The sequence below is a fragment of the Halorientalis marina genome, assembly GCF_023028345.1.
GTDB lineage: Archaea > Halobacteriota > Halobacteria > Halobacteriales > Haloarculaceae > Halorientalis > Halorientalis marina.
In genome coordinates, this window is record NZ_CP095487.1 from 3,164,962 (window position 1) to 3,180,039 (window position 15,078).

Genomic DNA, 15,078 nt, shown 5'->3' on the forward strand with positions numbered 1-15,078 from the left:
GCGGCGCGGTTCCGGACGGGCGCGGACCGTGGCAGGGACGCTCGCCGCCGTCGAACGGGGGAGTTATTGTCCGGGGCGGAAAGCGCACGAACATGAACGTCGACATCGGGAACGCGCTCGCGAGCGAGGCCGACATCGGGGTCTCGCGGGACGCCCTCGACGCGCTGGACGACCGCGTCGCCCGCGCACACGACCGCATCGCGCAGGGCCGCGCCGACGACGAGTTCGGCTACGCCAGTCTGAACCTCCCCGAGCGGACCGACCCCGACGCGATCCGGTCGGCCGTCGCCCCACTGACCGACGCCGAGGCCGTTCTCACGGTGGGTATCGGCGGGAGCGCGCTCGGCGCGGCCACCATCTCGCAGGCCCTCGGCGGCATCGAGGGCGGCGGCGAGGACGCCCCGCCGCTGTACGTGCTCGACAACGTCGACCCCGCTGCGATCCGGGAACGGCTCGCCGACCTCCCGCTGGACAAGACCGCCGTCAACGTCGTCTCCCGGTCGGGGACGACCGCCGAGACGCTCTCGAACTTCCTCGTCGTCCGCGAGGCGATGGAAGAAGCGGGCGTCGACTGGACCGAGCGGACGGTCGTGACGACGGGCGAGGAGGGGCCGCTCCACGTCCTCGCCACCGCCGAGGACCTGCCCGAACTGGACGTGCCCGCCGGCGTCCCCGGGCGGTTTGCGGCGCTGTCGGCCGTCGGGCTGGTGCCGGCGGCGATCCAGGGTCACGACATCGAGGCCGTCCTCGCGGGCGGGCAGGCCGCCGCCGATTCCCTCTCGGGATCGCTGTTCGACTGCCCCGCCTACGCCTACGGCGCGGTCGCTTACGCCCTCGACCAGCGCGGTGCGTCGGTCGACGTGATGATGCCCTACGCCGAGCGCCTGGAGTTCTTCGCGGAGTGGTTCGCACAGCTGTGGGCCGAGAGTCTGGGAAAGGACAACCTCGGGCAGACGCCCGCGCGGGCGCTCGGCGCGACCGACCAGCACTCCCAACTCCAGCTCTATCGGGCCGGCCCGACGGACAAGCTCGTGACGCTCGTCCGCCCCCGGGAGCGACCCGACCGGACCATCCCCGAGACCGACGTGGAGGGGCTCTCGTATCTCGGCGGGTCGAGCCTCGGCGCCCTGCTCGACGCCGAGTTCGAGGCGACGGAGGCGAGCCTCGCGGCTGCCGGCCAGCCCAACGTCCGTGTCGAACTCGATAGGCTGGACGCCCACGGCGTCGGCGAACTCCTCTACGCGATGGAGGCGGCCTGTATCCTCGCCGGGGAACTCTACGGCGTCGAGACGTTCGTCCAGCCCGCAGTCGAGTGGGGCAAGCGCGCGGCGCGGGGCCTGCTCGGCGGCGACTTCGAGGAAGCCGACGCGGTCGCGGACAAGACCGAGCTCGTCGTGGAACGCAGTCCCTAAACCCGCTCGGCTCCTGCCTCCGGGCGAATGGGCACAGTACGCTCCGATGACGGAGTGGCGCCGACTGGCGCCGCGCCGACGCTCGGGCTGGTCCTCGCCGGAACCGCGCTGGCCGCGACCTTCCTGCCCTGGACCGGTGGAACGCCAGTCGTCGACGTGTCGGCAGTCGACGGGAGCGCGCTCGCCGCTGGCCTGGCACTGGTCGCGACCGGGACCTTCGCGCTCCGACGGTACGGTGTACTCGACCGTCGGGTCGGGAGCGTCGTCGCCGGACTGTTCTCCGTCGGCGTCGCTGGGGTCGCCCTCTACCGGTTGCTCCGCCCGGCCGTCGGCGGTACCACGCCGGAGGTCGGTATCGGCCTCCCCGTCGCAGCGGTGGCGACGTTCGCCGCCGTGTTCGTGGCCGTCGCCGACTGGCTGGCACTCCCCAACGACTCGCTCTGGATGCGGGTCCGCGGCTTCGGGGTCGCCGTCCTGCTCGGGCTCCTCGCCATCGCTGCGAGTTACGCCGTCGCCATCCTGTTCGGCTCGCTGGCCCTTCCGTTCGGCCTGAACGTCCGCTTCAGCGTCACCACGGTCGGCTCGGGGCTGGGGCTCGTCCTCTTCACCGCCGGCTACCTCCGGTACCGCGACTTCGATCCGACGTACGTCGACATCTCGTGGCCGGACCGCCACGACGCCGCGGTCGCGGTCGGCGGTCTCGTCCTCCTGCTCGTGGTCCTCGGCGGCGTCGGGCTCGCCTTCGACCGGCTCGGCGTCCCCACGGCGACCAGCGCCATCGAGGAACGGGCCGCGGAGATGGCGAACCCGGTCTTCCTGCTCGCGCTGGTGCCGCTCTCGTTCGTCGCCATCGCCCTGGGCGAGGAACTGGTCTTTCGGAACGTCGTCCAGAAGTACCTCTACGAGGACTTCTCCCGTCGCACGGCCGTCCTGATGGCGAGTCTCGCCTTCGGTGCCGTCCACTTCCGGCAGTATGCCGACCCGAATCCCGTCGCCACGCTCTCGACGCTGTTCATCGTCTTCACCCTCTCGCTGGTGCTCGGCTGGCTCTACTACCGGACCGAGAACCTGCTCGTTCCCATCGCCGTCCACGGCGCGTTCAACGCCATCCAGTTCGCCGCCCTCTACGTGCAGTTGACCGGCGGACTCTCCGCGTACGGCCTCTGACCGTGCGATGGCGAGCCCCACACGACCGCCCGATCCGAAGCCGGTGTCGCGTTCCTTTCGTCGCCGCAGGCCGCGAAACCACCATAGAGGGCGTCAGACGGCGGTCTGACGGGTTTTTATCGGCCGCGGCGAGAACTATGTGGTATGCCGACCCGCTACACGGTCGTTTGCGATAGCGACCGGGCGCGGGAGATCCAGCGGCTCGCCCGGGAGTACGACCTCACCGAGGAGGAGGTTCTCCGACAGCTACTCGACATCGGGCTGGAGCACATCGACTAGGCCGGGTTCTTCCGCGAGAGGTCGCTCCCGCAGACGGGACAGCGGTCGTGATCGTCGTCGAACTCGCGGCCACAGCCCGCACACTGGAAGCGCCACTCGCGCTGTTCGTCGATGCCCTCGCGGGCGATGACCTCGACGGTGACGTCGAGTTTCTCCGCGACGTTCTGCATCGCGTAGTCGTCGGTGACGAGCGTGCCGTCGAGCTCGAAGGCGGCGGCGACGAGTCGGATGTCCGTCTTCGAGAGCTCCCCGAGGTCACCGGTCTCGCGGGCGGCCCGTTCGATCCGCTCGACGGTCTCGTCCTCGGGGATGTGGAGGTGCATCCCGGAGCCTTCGAGCGCGTCGAAGCGGTAGGCGTGTTCGTCTTCGAGTTCCTCGCGGACGAGCGGGATGGAGGCGACGCTCGCCTGGGTGTGATACTCGTGGATGAACGCTGACGTGTCGAGAACGTGCATCTGGTCGGGCGGCCTACGTCTGGACGATCATGTGGTCTTTGACGGCCTGTACGCGCTCGACGGGGACGAGCAGGCGCCCGCCCTCGTCGCGGCTGAACTCGGTGTCCCGCGTGAACCCCTCGGGATCGACGACGAGGTTCGCGAGCCGACCCGAGTTGGCGTCCATCGTGATGTTGTACAGCATCCCGAGCTCGGTGCCGTCGGTCCCCATGACGGCCTTGCCCGAGAGGTTCTCGGCCAGTATCTCTGCCATACCACCGCGTGCGTATTCCACTCACATAAACGCCACGACCCGTCAGACGTCCGTCTGTCGGGCGCTAACCGTGCCAGCGCGTCGTCGCCGGCCGGCGGGCCCGCGAGCAGGACGGGCGGTCCGACCGCGGCCGGCGACCCAACCCGAGAGTTATAAATGGCGCGCACGGCTGATAACTGGTAAGGATTTTCCGACGGTGATCTCCCATGGCAGATTCTCACACTGACGTCGACGCGGGCACAGGGGACGGGTCGCGGGACCTCCGGACGCCGATCGTCGCGGTCCTCGGCCACGTCGACCACGGCAAGACGACACTGCTGGACAAGATCAGGGGCTCTGCCGTCAGCGAGGGCGAGGCCGGTGCCATCACACAGCACATCGGCGCCACCGCCGTCCCGCTCGACACCATCTCCGAGATGGCCGGGAGTCTCGTCGACCCGGACGACTTCGACCTCCCCGGCTTGCTGTTCATCGACACGCCCGGCCACCACTCCTTCTCGACGCTGCGCTCCCGCGGCGGCGCGCTCGCGGATATCGCCATCCTCGTCGTCGACGTCAACGACGGCTTCCAGCCCCAGACCATCGAGGCCATCGAGATACTCAAGCGGACGGCCACGCCCTTCGTCGTCGCGGCCAACAAGGTCGACACCGTCCCCGGCTGGAACCCCAACGAGGGCGAACCCATCCAGCAAACCCTCGAGAAGCAGTCGGAGCGCGTCCAGGGCGACGTGAACGACAACCTCTACAAGATCATCGGCGAACTCTCGGACCACGACTTCTCCGCGGACATGTACTGGCGCGTCCAGAACTTCCAGAAGAACGTCGGCGTCGTCCCCGTCTCCGCCATCACCAGCGAGGGGATTCCCGACCTCCTGACCGTCCTCATGGGCCTCTCCCAGCGGTACATGAAAGACGAGATGCACATCGACGTGGCCGGCCCCGGCGCCGGTACCGTACTGGAGGTCAAGGACACGCAGGGCTTCGGGACGACCATCGACGCCGTCCTCTACGACGGCACCATCCGCGCGGACGACCAGATCGTCGTCGGCGGCCTCAACGAACCCATCGTCACCGACGTGCGCGCGCTCCTCCAGCCGAAACCGCTGAAGGAGATCCGCACCGAGAAGGAGTTCGAGAAGGTCCCCGAAGTCAAGGCCGCCGCGGGGGTCAAGATCGCCGCGCCGGACCTCGACGACGCGATGGCCGGCGCACCCATCCGGGTCGTCCGGAACCGCGACCCCGCGGACGTGGTCGCCGAGGTCGAGGAGGAACTCGCGGAGATCACCGTCAACACGCAGGAAAACGGCGTCGTCGTCAAGGCCGACACGCTCGGCTCGCTGGAGGCGCTCGCCAGCACGCTCGACGAGGAGGAGATCCCCATCGTCCGCGCGGAGGTCGGCGACGTGGCCCCGCGGGACGTGCGGGTAGCCGGGACCGCCAAGGAGACGAAACACGAGTCCATCCTCGCGTTCTCGGTGGACATCCTCGACGACGCCGAGCAGTTGGCCGAACAGGAGGACGTCCGTATCTTCGAGCACGACGTGATCTACCGGCTGATCGAGTCCTACGAGGAGTACGTCGAGGAGATGGAACAGTCCCAGCAGGAGCAGGTGCTCGAAAACATCACCCGGCCCGCGCGGTTCCAGATACTCCCCGACCACACCTTCCGACAGAACGACCCGGCCGTCGTCGGCGTCGAAGTCCTCTCGGGAACGATCACGCGCAACTCCAACGTCGCGATGTTCAATGGGGGTGCTCCCGAGCGGATCGGTCGCATGAAGTCCATCCAGGACGAAGGCGAGGACGTCGACGAGGCCCGGAAGGGCGACCGCGTCGCCGTCTCCATCGACGGCCCCACCGTCGGCCGCGACATCGAGGAAGGCGACGAACTCTGGATCGAGCTCCCGGAGAAACACGCCAAGATCCTCGAACAGGAGCTCAGCGAGGACATCCCCGCCGACGAACGCGACGCGCTCCGGATGTACCTCGACAAACAGCGCGACCGCGACCCCTTCTGGGGGAAGTAGGCGTTTTGTGTAGCCGTCTGACTACACAAATTCGAGCGTATTAGCCTACGGTCAGGGTCAACCGTGCCAGACTACTCTACCAATCTGATAGATAGCCGTTTCGCTACTTCTCGCGCGTCACTCAAACCCCAACCAACACTATCCACAAGGGTCCCCCATCAAGATTACAGAGCGAACGGGTCCCCACTCACGTAGGTGTAGGGGTGGATAAATGCCCTCCAAAGCTGTGACATTGCTTCAACCACTTGTTCCGAAAAAACGCCCCGTTTTAAAACAGATAGCCTGCAATTTGAAAACATGGGAATATTGAGTTGGCTTGGAGAGAAAATATCCGAGCTGTTAGGCTATATCGACCCAGCGGTTACAACAGGCATTTTGATTTTTTGGGGAGGCGGACTTGTGGCAATGAGTCAAACGAATAGTTCCACTGAATATGGATTGGTCGCAGTCGTGGGGTGGTCAATCCTTTGCATGATCTTCTACATGATGATGTGGGAATTCAGAGTAGATGCAGGATTGACGGAAAGTTGAAGAACCGACAACTCGCTCTCCTTCTGAGGGTTTCACGCCATTTCGCCCGCGAATTGAAAGAATACGAATACAAAGGCCCCCACGATGGTGAGCGGGACCATTGCCTTGACGGCCCCCGCGAACAGGTAGACCAACTGCTGAACCATCGCTACATCCGCATTCTGCAGACTCATGCTGGAGGTGATACTGACCATCCCGAACAGGTAAGGAGCCACGGCAAGGAACGTGAGCAGCGATCCGAAAGCGGCTATCTTCCCCCAAGGGACTGTCATACATTTGGTACGAGTGGATTGGTATTCAAGAGTTTTACGCCGTTTCGAGAGTATAGACCCCTCATTTCACCCATATTCGAGGTATCGAGCTTACCAACAAGATCTCCGTGTTGGATTCAAGTCGGTGGAACGTGTAGCGGTGGCTACTCTCACGAATCAAGATTAGTGAGCGGGTTAGCCCCACACGTGGTTATCTGAAGGGAGGGTTTTCACACGAGAGGTAAGTGAGGTATATCGACGGAGTAATCTAGTAGTGTTTGGATTGTGAACGTTCCTGGTATGCTTATTGACCTACTCCCCAAGTCGATTGCGGTCCTCCTTCCCGAATTATCCTTACTCCTCATCGGGTACGTTGTCGAGAAACACTACGTGAGTCGAGTGACGTGTTTCACCAACGTATTGGCCCTCAACGTCCATTTCCTAACTATTGGAAAATCGGGCCTCTGGCTTGGGCTGTATGCAGACTTCGGGTTGATTCTAGGAGGGTGGGGATTCCTTCACTACATGGAGCAGGAAAGCCTTGGCAAGGGGTATTACCAACTATCTCATCTTGGATACTCCTCTCTCGTTGTTGGAGCGATCATCCTATACCCACATATCGAGTGGGTTTTCTCTGCTATTCTCGGGGACGGCTCCCTCCCCGCCGTGGGAGTTGTCGTTATTGTCGTACTCGTCAATCTCGCCCTATTGGACGACGAAGACCATCTTCATTACCGACTTGCCCGTGATATAAGAGTCAACGAGTTCATCGTAAACAGCGGTCGAATTAGATTCGATCTCGGTGATGGCTACGTCACACCTTGGCGGCGATTAGACCACTGGTTTGACGTGAAGTAATATATTCAATATACGTTGCTTCAAGCCTCACTCCAGTCAATTGAACGCATCAACGAATCGCTGTTTAAATTCCTTCATTGCTTTCTGAGTATAGTAGTATGCGTATATTGCATCTATCTCCTCAGCTCGCCGACCCTCATGGACTAACTCATTTCGCGTATCTCGGCAGTGGGTGTACCACAACTCCCACTCTTTGGTATTCTTAATATCTACCCCAATATCTGACTCTATCATATCATACATCGTTTTTATGTGGTGATACTGATCACTGCCAGAGTCCCACATTCTATCTTCTGCTTCTTCTTTCGTTTTCCCTTCAGCTCTCAACATTTTCATGTATTCTCTACGAGTCCAAAATTCAAACAGTTGACTAGAGTTGTATACAGCAATAGTATATTCTCCAAGGTCCATCTTGTCCCGTATATCAAGATCAAGTTGTCGGGACATCGTTACGTTGTTCTCTTCTTGGAGGTTCTTTCTTAATGCACCATCTTGTTCGGGAGAAATCGTTCCCATTTGCAACATGCCTCCAGAGAGACCTACACTGGTTTCCTCAATAATATCTCCATCTTCTACCTTTTTGATTGTAAAATTCAAGATCTCGTTAGGTATCACCGCCCTCATCCAGTAGCTTTCGGTCACGACTTTGTAACACTCAATAAATCTATCATAATACTCAACAGAATCATTAATTAGTCGCTCGTGTAACCCAGTAGTCCTCGATCCAAGAATCATATCTTCATACACAGGTTCTTCTATCCCTTCAGGTAGCGCGGCGATGTAATCCTCTGAAAGATGAATCTGGACAGTCTGATTCAACAAAAGTCCATGTCTGTCACGGGGGAAGCTGGCGGCCCCACCTCCCTGGAACGCACTTCTACCACCCTCTGATTCTCCCAGACGGAGTTCAGCTTCAATATCATCTAAAACTACTGTGTATGCCGCCTCTCGTTGTTCTTCGTCAATTGAATTGGGGACCCTGAATGAGTATGGTCCTGTAAATTCCAGCACATATTTATCAGGATGTGTAACCTCTTGCGTCTCAATTGGAGGAGGAGACGGTCGGGGTGGCTCCTCGTTGCTCATGCTGATACTGAAGTCAAATTCACACAAAAGGGTTCTGCGGCCGAAACTCTCAGGTGCATCTGATCATTTCTCCTCCACCAACTCTCGACGGTATGATTCAGCCTCGGTGGAGAGTATTGGTTCAGATGGCGGCGAACAATATAGGCGACGATAGTTCTGATGAGTAATAAGGACACATTCTGGTACGGCCATGGCTTGCGCGTGTGCGCGACATAGGGCGAAATAATACTATAGTGGTAACACCACGTTCCTGTCGCTCCACGACCATGGCCGGTTCACGCGTGTGTGCGGCCGCCCGTGCGGGGGGCTTCGAGTCGGGACCATGGTGATGAGGTTCAATTTCACGGATCCCTCAGAACCGCCCAGATTGCTTCACAAGCCGCTCGGGATTTTTGACGGTGTGTCCTACTCGGTGATGATTTGAACCGCTACAATCGGCTGTGAAGTGCCTTAGAATTGAATTGTTATTACTGGGGAGAATCATCTTACACAGGAATATTCACAGCGCACATTTTTCAATACACCAGATTTCAGAATGAGGGTCCGTCGCGCCGAATCATGTCTGCTGCATCGTCGTCAATCACGGACGTATAGATGTCCGTAACGTTCAATGAGTGGTGGCCCAACGCCTCTTTGACCATCGGCGCGGGAATTCCATTCTTAGCGCATTGGACAGCGAACGTGGCCCGTAGAGCGTGCGGCGTTACCAGATGTTGCGTTCTACCCATCGCGTCAGTCCCGTAGTCGTCTTGAATCCCTGCGCTTTCTGCCGCTTCAACCACGATGTCTCGCACCACGGTTTCACCCAGGTGGTCGCTGTTGCCCTTCCCGTCAGGCGGAAAGAGGTAGTCGCTCTCCGCGGCCCCGTATTCCTGTTCTCTGTAGTGATCAATCCACATTTGGAGATCCCGCGCCAGTTTGTCCGAGCGAAACCCGACCTTCCGATAGTCGTCGTTCTTACGCTCGTAGATGAGGATATACTTCTGGTCAGGCTCAACGTCCCTGAGCCGCAGGCTGATACACTCTGACCGCCTCATGCCCGTGGATACTAAAATACGGATAATCAGTTTGTCCCGAAAGCCGTCTGCCGCCTCAATGAGCTGGTCTACCTCATCGGATTCGAGGTAGAACACACCCTCCCGAGTGGCCCGCTTCTTCTCCGTGGTGATTGACCATTTGCCGTCCGACCCCGTGGTTTCCCATTGGTCTACGGGGTTGGGATCATCTGGACGCTGTATCTGAAAGAACTTGCTAATGGCACCCGTAGCGTTCTTGATCGTCCCTTCCGAGTAGCCCACGGGTTCACCCTCCGACACGTCGGCCCCGCAGTCGGGACAAAGGTCCTCGAAAGGGTCCGCCATCGTCTCGCACTCGGGGCACTTGGTCCCCGCACCCCGCTGTTTCATCCACCGATGGAACCGCAGTAAATCATCCTCCACCTCGATTTCCCCAGTGATCTCCTTCCCACGGTCTTGAAGCCACATCTCGAACTTGCGAAGGTGGCGGACGTGGCGTTTTACTGTGTTCTCTGCCGCATCCGACTGTGAACGGAGTACGTAACTCTCGCGGAAACTCTCGATAGGGTCCATGGCACTCATTGACCCACCTCCCTCCAGTAGTGTGGAGCGTCAAACTCGTGGGTCATCAACATCTGCACGTCGCTGTAATCGTCCTCGTAGTAGAGTTGAACGAGCGCCTTCCCTGCTTCAAGTTCCGACACACCCGCGTCATCTGCGATTTCAGCCGCCGTTGCTCCGAACTTCACGGCGATAGCGTCCTTGTCCGCCCCCTCGAAGCCTTCTTCCACCACGGGTAGTGCGCCGTATACATCAGAGAACACCTTGTTAGGGATACCACCCTGGGAAAGCATGGTGTCGTGCATGTTCTCAAGGCGGTCCTCTATCGCTTCGAGGGTGCTTCCGTTGTCCTCAACACCGTTTAGGATGTCATCTATCCGCCCGTTTGCCTCGACCGTCTCCGCGCCGTCGGAGGGACTGCCGCCGTCCAACGCGCCATCGATTTCCTTCTCGACTGCGGCGCGGATCAGTTTCGACATGTTGCCGTCATACTCTGCTTCGGCGTGGCTGACCCACTTCTGATGTCGGGATTCACCCACGCGGATATGGACTTGTTCGCTCATCGTTCCACGTCCGTAGCCACAAGCTCCACCCACTAGAATGTGTTGACGAATGTATACACAATACGTTAGTCACTATGGGAAGCAATTCATTGAAACATTGGAATCGTCAATTACACTCGCATACTGCTCCCAGATTCGCCTTGGTGTAACGTCTCTATCTATCCCGTCGATGAGGTTCTCAAGCGAATATTCCTCTCCTTCGCTTTCTACAATTTGGCGGATATGTCTTTCAAAAAGCTTCTCGGCATCCCCATAGGGATGACCCTCATCAAAAGCTGTGTGGCTGCAATTTGGACAGTCCCATAAACCGATCTCGCTACTCACTGGGCCACGGGAACTTTCACCGTCGTACATTACCGTCTGGCAATTTGGGCAATACGCTCTGTTTTCAAGCCCAATGTCAACGATTCCATCTGATGAAATCTCCGCGCTCCCTCGCCAGCAACTTTCGCCAGTCTGAATACACCCTTCAATCTCGGAAACAGCTACCTCGTCGCCATCATCTGATCCCACCTGATCAATCGACCATCCCCTTGCCCACCAACCGCCCAGTAATCCAAGAGAGAGAATTCCCATTCGGGCCATCCATGTGAGGATGACGTTGAGCGGTAATCGCTCGGCAATGCCCGCAAAAATAGGAGGATAAAAATTCGCAGCGGTCGGGATTCCGATTAGAACCACAGTAAGAATAATCGAGACAATTGTCCACCGACTCATGATACAGACCACTTCACGGACAAGCCAAATACCTGTCTCTTCAGCTCATCCGTTTGGTTTTGACTTGCGATCCGTTACCCAGTATGGAAAATCACGAGCAGCCAAGAGAAGGGTTAGCACGGTAGGGGTCCTTGTCTATTCATAACCCACGATCCAAATCATTGGTAGATCAAAGAAATCGTGTGGGCGTATGTCTACACAATTCCGTGTCTTCTGGGGCAAGTGAGCGCGTTTCCCTACTCCTCAACGCCCGCGAGACTCGACATCGGCGTCGCGCCGGCGACGATGGCGCCCGTCGCCAGGACCGCGGCCGAGAGGGCGACGAAGTCGCCGCTCGGCGAGTAGCCCGCCAGCCCCGCACCGACCTGCACGATGAAGACGGTGATAAAGAAGCTCACGATGGCGAACACGAGCAGGACGATCGACGCGACGATACTCCCGACCAAGGCTCCGAAGGAATCCAGGATACCCATACATCTCTGACCGACAGCGGACGGAAATAGGCCGGGGTTCGACCGACGGCGCGTCTCGCGGGAGTAATAATATTTAATTAGCCAGCGAGACAACAGGAAGGTAAGCGATGCTCGGACGCGATCTCGGGTCGCTCTCGACGCCCGATCTGGTCCTCTCGTTCATTCCCGGGCCGCTCCTGCTCGCCCTGCTCGCGGTCGGGGTGCTCGGGGTGCCGATGCATCTCGCGCTGGCGGTCGGGAGCCTGCCGGCGGCCGCTGCGGTGGGCTACGCGCTGTTTCTGCGGCCGCCGGTCGGGAACGGAAGAAGCGAAACGTAGCTACTGGGCGGTGGGCGAGGTGTCGTCGCCCATCGCTTCTTTCATCTGGAGGGCGGCGCTGGCCGCGAGGCCGCGGGCGAGTTCGGCGCGTTCGTCCTCGCCGATTGTCGTGTCGGCCTCGTCTTCGGGCGAGTAGCCGGCGCTGACGACGGAGCCGATGGGCGGTTGGACGGCGACGGTGGCGTGGGGACCCTCGGAACCGTGGGCGAGTTCGGTCCCGACGGCGAAGTCGTCGGGGAGGAGTTTCCGCGTGCGCGCGGCGACGTTCGCGAGGTCCTGGCGGAGGCGGCGCCGCTGGTCCGCGGAGAGGGGCGATTCGGCGTCAGCACCCGCGAAAGGGGCGTTTCCGTACATTCTCCCACTCGTAGGCGAGACGCACGTAAAAAACCGCCGGCTACCGCAGAATCGGACGGCTCTCCCCGTAGGCAGCCACCACGACCGCCGTCGTGTGGGCGTCCGGGTCGGGGTCGGCCGCGACGACGACGGCGTCCGAATCGCCGGGGAGCCAGTCCCAGTCCCGGAGGTCCGTGCCCGCGTCGAGACCGCGTTCGATTCGCTCGCGGACGGTCGCCTCGTCGGGGCCGTCCGCCTCGTAGAAGATGCCGCGCCCGCTCGCACTCCGGGCCCAGCCGATGCCGGCCGCACCGGCCTCGCCCGGCCCGTGAGTCGCGCGCCCCTGAACGACGGTCAGCTGGTCGCCGACCGCCCCGAGGTCGGGGGCGGTGCCGACGACCTCCAGTTTGGCGTCGGCGGGGATGACGGAGGAGACGGTCACGAGGTTGAAGTCGTGGACGTTCGCCTCGGCGAGCGCCCGGTCGTAGGACGCCGTCGCCGTCGGGCCCGTGGCCGTCCCCCACGCGACCCGAATGGTGCTCATAGGAGAGGCAAGCCCGGGCAGAAGGTAAGGGGTTTCGAAGTGTGTGGGGACGAGCAAGGCACGCGCCGAGGCGAGCATCCGCGCGAACGGAGTGAGCGCGGTTCACGGAACTCGCGCAGAGCGCGAGTTCCGTTTTTTCGCGCACGTTTTTCCGGCGGGGGTTCCCGCAGCGAGCGCCGAAGGCGCGAGCGAGGAAACCCCCGCCGGAAAAACGTGCTAGGCCAGGAACACGTGCCGCGGCCGGTCGGCGAGCACGTCACGGCCCCAGTCGACGGTGTCGGCGAAGTCGTCGGAGCGGAAAAAGCCCATCGCGTCCTCTTTCGAGGCCCACAGGGAGGCGATGAACATGTCGTTCTCGTCCTCGTGGTTGACGAGCAGGTCGGTCCCGTGGTGGCCGTCCATCTCGGCGAGCACCTCGCCGACGGTGTCGAACTTCTCGACGAAGTCCTCGCGGTGTGCGGGTTCGACGGTGTAGAACATCCCCATGGTGCCGAAGCCGTCCTCGTCGCCGGCGCGGCCGACGATGCCGGGGAGGTCGGTGAGGAAATCGGAGGCGGTGTCGGCGGCGGACTCGGTGTCCCACAGCGAGACGACGGCGGCCGGGCCGTCGCCCCGCGCTTCGTAGACGTTCGTCCCCTGGTGGGTGTCGTAGCGGTCGAAGCCGTCCCGGAGGTCGTCGACCTCCGCGAACAGCTCCTCGGTATCGGCTTCGGAGTAGAGAACGAGGGCGTACACGTCCTCGCCGTGGGGTTTCCCGGCGTACACGTCGAGGTCGGCGAGTTCCTCGCGGATGGATTCGGCGTCGGCCTCCGCGTCGGCGGCGTCGGTTGCTTCGGCGTCGCCGTCGCCCTCACCGAGGCGGCCGCGGTAGCCCTCGACGACGCCCGAGAGATCGTTGAGGAAGCCGGAGGCGGTCTCGGCGGCGGATTCGGTGTCCCAGACCGAGACGATGGCGGCCCGCCCCTCGTTGGCGCGGACGGTCGTCATGACGTGGGTGTCGTAGTGCTCGAAGTTGCCCCGCAGGCCGTCGACCTCGTCGGCCAGGGCCTCCGCGTCGGCCTCGGAGTAGAGGACGATGCCGACCGCACCCTCCTCGTAGTCGTTGCCGGGGTAGAGCCCGAGCGTCGCGAGTTTCTGCTGGATGTCGGCGTCGGACTGGACGCTCACGTCCCGCTCCTCGGCGTCGTCGTGGTCGTCCCCGCCGTGGTCTGGGTCCGTCCCGTGCTCGGAGTCGGCGCCCTCGGCGTCGTCGGGGTGGTCGTCGCCACCGTGGGGATGGTCACCCTGGCTGGCGCTGCCGGGATGGGCGCCGCCGTGGGTACCCGTGTCGCCGCCCGCGGCGTGGCCGGCGTCGTCGCTCGCGCCGCCGCGCGGCGAAGGGGCCGCCCCAGCGCCCGCGTCGGCTGTCGCCCCCTCGGCGTCGTCGGCCGGGACTCGTTCGCCGGCGAGGTAGGCCCCGAGGTCGGCGGGCGGGAACCGCCGGCCGAAGTAGAAGGGGCCGAACTCGGCGAACTTCGAGCTGGAGGGGTCGAACCGCATCTCGTAGAGGAGGTCCTTGATGTCGGTGGGGTCGTCGGCCCAGAGCGTGATGCCCCACTCCCAGTCGTCGAAGCCGACGCTCCCGGCGATCATCTGGTTGACCTTGCCGGCGTAGCCGCGGCCGAGGTCGCCGTGGCGGCTCATGTGCTCGGCCCGGTCGTCGAACGGCAGGTCGTACCAGTTCTGCTCGGGGTCGCGCCGTTTGCTCATCGGGTAGAAACAGACGTGTTCCGCGTCGGGGATGTCGGGATGGAGCCGGTCCTGGATGTACTGGTGCAGGCCGGAGTCCTCGTCGACCTCGCCCTCGAAGTACTCGCGGGCCTTCTCCGTGTACCCCGAGGCCTCGGTGACCGAGAGGTAGGAGTAGGACTGCTCGGTGAACTCGGCGAGTGCAGTCCGCTCGAAGCGCCGTTCCGCGGTTTCGAGGTCGGCGATCGTCGGCCGCAGGTGGACGATCATGAGGTCGGCCTTGTGCCCGACGACGCTGTAGAGGGCGGACTGGCCCTCTTCTGCGTCTTCCACGTCCACGTGGGACTGGAGGTGGGCGACACCTTCGTCGATGGCCGCACGGCGACGGCGCTCGGGGGCGTTGGCCCAGGCGTCCCAGTCGATGGTCCGGCAGTCGTGGAGGGCGTACCAGCCCTCGTCCGTCGGCGGCGGATCGCGCTGTGGCATACGCGGACGTTCGAACGGCGC

At 62.0% G+C, this 15,078-nt stretch carries 17 protein-coding genes; 6 read left to right on the forward strand and 11 right to left on the reverse strand.

Annotated elements, in window-relative coordinates:
* Positions 1–92 precede the first annotated feature (92 nt).
* The 3 genes from MUG96_RS16300 to MUG96_RS16310 all read left to right on the forward strand — a co-directional run bounded on the left by MUG96_RS16300 (position 93) and on the right by MUG96_RS16310 (position 2,858).
* On the forward strand, positions 93–1,412 hold the full coding sequence (locus tag MUG96_RS16300; RefSeq protein WP_246984437.1) for a phosphoglucose isomerase-related protein: 1,320 nt from the start codon (positions 93–95) through the stop codon (positions 1,410–1,412).
* Positions 1,413–1,439: 27 nt separating this feature from the next.
* On the forward strand, positions 1,440–2,579 hold the full coding sequence (locus MUG96_RS16305) for a CPBP family intramembrane glutamic endopeptidase (protein ID WP_246984439.1): 1,140 nt from the start codon (positions 1,440–1,442) through the stop codon (positions 2,577–2,579).
* A gap of 144 nt (positions 2,580–2,723) precedes the next feature.
* Positions 2,724–2,858, forward strand: coding sequence for a CopG family transcriptional regulator (locus MUG96_RS16310; RefSeq protein WP_246984441.1), 135 nt, complete (start codon positions 2,724–2,726; stop codon positions 2,856–2,858).
* Here MUG96_RS16310 and MUG96_RS16315 read toward each other — a convergent pair.
* Both MUG96_RS16315 and MUG96_RS16320 read right to left on the reverse strand, forming a co-directional pair.
* Positions 2,855–3,313, reverse strand: a complete 459-nt coding sequence (locus MUG96_RS16315; RefSeq protein WP_246984443.1) for an NOB1 family endonuclease — start codon at positions 3,311–3,313, stop codon at positions 2,855–2,857. The two genes, MUG96_RS16310 and MUG96_RS16315, sit on opposite strands and share 4 nt — an antisense overlap.
* A gap of 13 nt (positions 3,314–3,326) precedes the next feature.
* The gene (locus MUG96_RS16320) at positions 3,327–3,566 is read right to left on the reverse strand and encodes a PRC-barrel domain-containing protein (RefSeq protein ID WP_246984446.1); all 240 of its coding nucleotides are present in this window, start codon (positions 3,564–3,566) and stop codon (positions 3,327–3,329) included.
* Positions 3,567–3,772: 206 nt separating this feature from the next.
* On the opposite strand from MUG96_RS16320, the gene infB reads away from it, so the two are divergent.
* Positions 3,773–5,593: a translation initiation factor IF-2 gene (gene infB, locus MUG96_RS16325; RefSeq protein WP_246984448.1), complete on the forward strand. Its 1,821-nt coding sequence runs from the start codon at positions 3,773–3,775 to the stop codon at positions 5,591–5,593.
* 563 nt (positions 5,594–6,156) lie between these two features.
* Here infB and MUG96_RS16330 read toward each other — a convergent pair.
* Positions 6,157–6,396 carry a hypothetical protein gene (locus tag MUG96_RS16330; RefSeq protein WP_246984450.1) on the reverse strand — a complete coding sequence of 80 codons (240 nt, stop codon included), beginning with the start codon at positions 6,394–6,396 and terminating at the stop codon, positions 6,157–6,159.
* A 279-nt stretch (positions 6,397–6,675) separates the two neighbouring features.
* Between MUG96_RS16330 and MUG96_RS16335 the strand changes: the two genes are divergently transcribed.
* Entirely contained in the window at positions 6,676–7,233 is a 558-nt protein-coding gene (locus MUG96_RS16335) for a hypothetical protein (RefSeq protein ID WP_246984451.1), read from the forward strand.
* Between the two features lie 36 nt (positions 7,234–7,269).
* On the opposite strand, the gene MUG96_RS16340 is transcribed toward MUG96_RS16335, so the two are convergent.
* The 5 genes from MUG96_RS16340 to MUG96_RS16360 all read right to left on the reverse strand — a co-directional run bounded on the left by MUG96_RS16340 (position 7,270) and on the right by MUG96_RS16360 (position 11,649).
* On the reverse strand, positions 7,270–8,319 hold the full coding sequence (locus tag MUG96_RS16340; protein WP_246984452.1) for a hypothetical protein: 1,050 nt from the start codon (positions 8,317–8,319) through the stop codon (positions 7,270–7,272).
* A gap of 530 nt (positions 8,320–8,849) precedes the next feature.
* Positions 8,850–9,917 carry a tyrosine-type recombinase/integrase gene (locus MUG96_RS16345; RefSeq protein WP_246984453.1) on the reverse strand — a complete coding sequence of 356 codons (1,068 nt, stop codon included), beginning with the start codon at positions 9,915–9,917 and terminating at the stop codon, positions 8,850–8,852.
* Positions 9,914–10,459, reverse strand: coding sequence for a hypothetical protein (locus MUG96_RS16350; protein WP_246984454.1), 546 nt, complete (start codon positions 10,457–10,459; stop codon positions 9,914–9,916). Before MUG96_RS16350 ends, MUG96_RS16345 begins: the two co-directional genes overlap by 4 nt.
* Positions 10,460–10,531: 72 nt before the next feature.
* Positions 10,532–11,176, reverse strand: a complete 645-nt coding sequence (locus MUG96_RS16355) for a hypothetical protein (RefSeq protein ID WP_246984455.1) — start codon at positions 11,174–11,176, stop codon at positions 10,532–10,534.
* A gap of 236 nt (positions 11,177–11,412) precedes the next feature.
* Positions 11,413–11,649 (reverse strand): hypothetical protein, encoded by a 237-nt coding sequence (locus tag MUG96_RS16360; RefSeq protein ID WP_246984456.1) that lies wholly within the window; start codon positions 11,647–11,649, stop codon positions 11,413–11,415.
* A gap of 107 nt (positions 11,650–11,756) precedes the next feature.
* On the opposite strand from MUG96_RS16360, the gene MUG96_RS16365 reads away from it, so the two are divergent.
* Positions 11,757–11,966, forward strand: a complete 210-nt coding sequence (locus MUG96_RS16365) for a DUF8015 family protein (protein ID WP_246984458.1) — start codon at positions 11,757–11,759, stop codon at positions 11,964–11,966.
* Here MUG96_RS16365 and MUG96_RS16370 read toward each other — a convergent pair whose 3' ends face one another.
* The 3 genes from MUG96_RS16370 to MUG96_RS16380 form a co-directional block, all read right to left on the reverse strand.
* A complete protein-coding gene (locus MUG96_RS16370) occupies positions 11,967–12,320 on the reverse strand; it encodes a DUF5811 family protein (RefSeq protein WP_246984459.1) in 354 nt (117 codons plus the stop codon).
* A gap of 40 nt (positions 12,321–12,360) precedes the next feature.
* Entirely contained in the window at positions 12,361–12,843 is a 483-nt protein-coding gene (locus MUG96_RS16375) for a pyruvoyl-dependent arginine decarboxylase (protein WP_246984460.1), read from the reverse strand.
* A gap of 216 nt (positions 12,844–13,059) precedes the next feature.
* A complete protein-coding gene (locus tag MUG96_RS16380) occupies positions 13,060–15,057 on the reverse strand; it encodes a heme-binding protein (RefSeq protein WP_246984461.1) in 1,998 nt (665 codons plus the stop codon).
* Between the last annotated feature and the right edge of the window lie 21 nt (positions 15,058–15,078).

What these genes read in the sequence shown, in the direction of transcription:
- MUG96_RS16300 (WP_246984437.1), top strand. Translation starts at nt 93, where the DNA reads ATGAACGTCGACATCGGGAACGCGCTCGCGAGCGAGGCCGACATCGGG.
- MUG96_RS16305 (WP_246984439.1), top strand. Translation starts at nt 1,440, where the DNA reads ATGGGCACAGTACGCTCCGATGACGGAGTGGCGCCGACTGGCGCCGCG.
- MUG96_RS16310 (WP_246984441.1), top strand. Translation starts at nt 2,724, where the DNA reads ATGCCGACCCGCTACACGGTCGTTTGCGATAGCGACCGGGCGCGGGAG.
- MUG96_RS16315 (WP_246984443.1), bottom strand. Translation starts at nt 3,313, where the DNA reads ATGCACGTTCTCGACACGTCAGCGTTCATCCACGAGTATCACACCCAG.
- MUG96_RS16320 (WP_246984446.1), bottom strand. Translation starts at nt 3,566, where the DNA reads ATGGCAGAGATACTGGCCGAGAACCTCTCGGGCAAGGCCGTCATGGGG.
- infB (WP_246984448.1), top strand. Translation starts at nt 3,773, where the DNA reads ATGGCAGATTCTCACACTGACGTCGACGCGGGCACAGGGGACGGGTCG.
- MUG96_RS16330 (WP_246984450.1), bottom strand. Translation starts at nt 6,396, where the DNA reads ATGACAGTCCCTTGGGGGAAGATAGCCGCTTTCGGATCGCTGCTCACG.
- MUG96_RS16335 (WP_246984451.1), top strand. Translation starts at nt 6,676, where the DNA reads ATGCTTATTGACCTACTCCCCAAGTCGATTGCGGTCCTCCTTCCCGAA.
- MUG96_RS16340 (WP_246984452.1), bottom strand. Translation starts at nt 8,319, where the DNA reads ATGAGCAACGAGGAGCCACCCCGACCGTCTCCTCCTCCAATTGAGACG.
- MUG96_RS16345 (WP_246984453.1), bottom strand. Translation starts at nt 9,917, where the DNA reads ATGAGTGCCATGGACCCTATCGAGAGTTTCCGCGAGAGTTACGTACTC.
- MUG96_RS16350 (WP_246984454.1), bottom strand. Translation starts at nt 10,459, where the DNA reads ATGAGCGAACAAGTCCATATCCGCGTGGGTGAATCCCGACATCAGAAG.
- MUG96_RS16355 (WP_246984455.1), bottom strand. Translation starts at nt 11,176, where the DNA reads ATGAGTCGGTGGACAATTGTCTCGATTATTCTTACTGTGGTTCTAATC.
- MUG96_RS16360 (WP_246984456.1), bottom strand. Translation starts at nt 11,649, where the DNA reads ATGGGTATCCTGGATTCCTTCGGAGCCTTGGTCGGGAGTATCGTCGCG.
- MUG96_RS16365 (WP_246984458.1), top strand. Translation starts at nt 11,757, where the DNA reads ATGCTCGGACGCGATCTCGGGTCGCTCTCGACGCCCGATCTGGTCCTC.
- MUG96_RS16370 (WP_246984459.1), bottom strand. Translation starts at nt 12,320, where the DNA reads ATGTACGGAAACGCCCCTTTCGCGGGTGCTGACGCCGAATCGCCCCTC.
- MUG96_RS16375 (WP_246984460.1), bottom strand. Translation starts at nt 12,843, where the DNA reads ATGAGCACCATTCGGGTCGCGTGGGGGACGGCCACGGGCCCGACGGCG.
- MUG96_RS16380 (WP_246984461.1), bottom strand. Translation starts at nt 15,057, where the DNA reads ATGCCACAGCGCGATCCGCCGCCGACGGACGAGGGCTGGTACGCCCTC.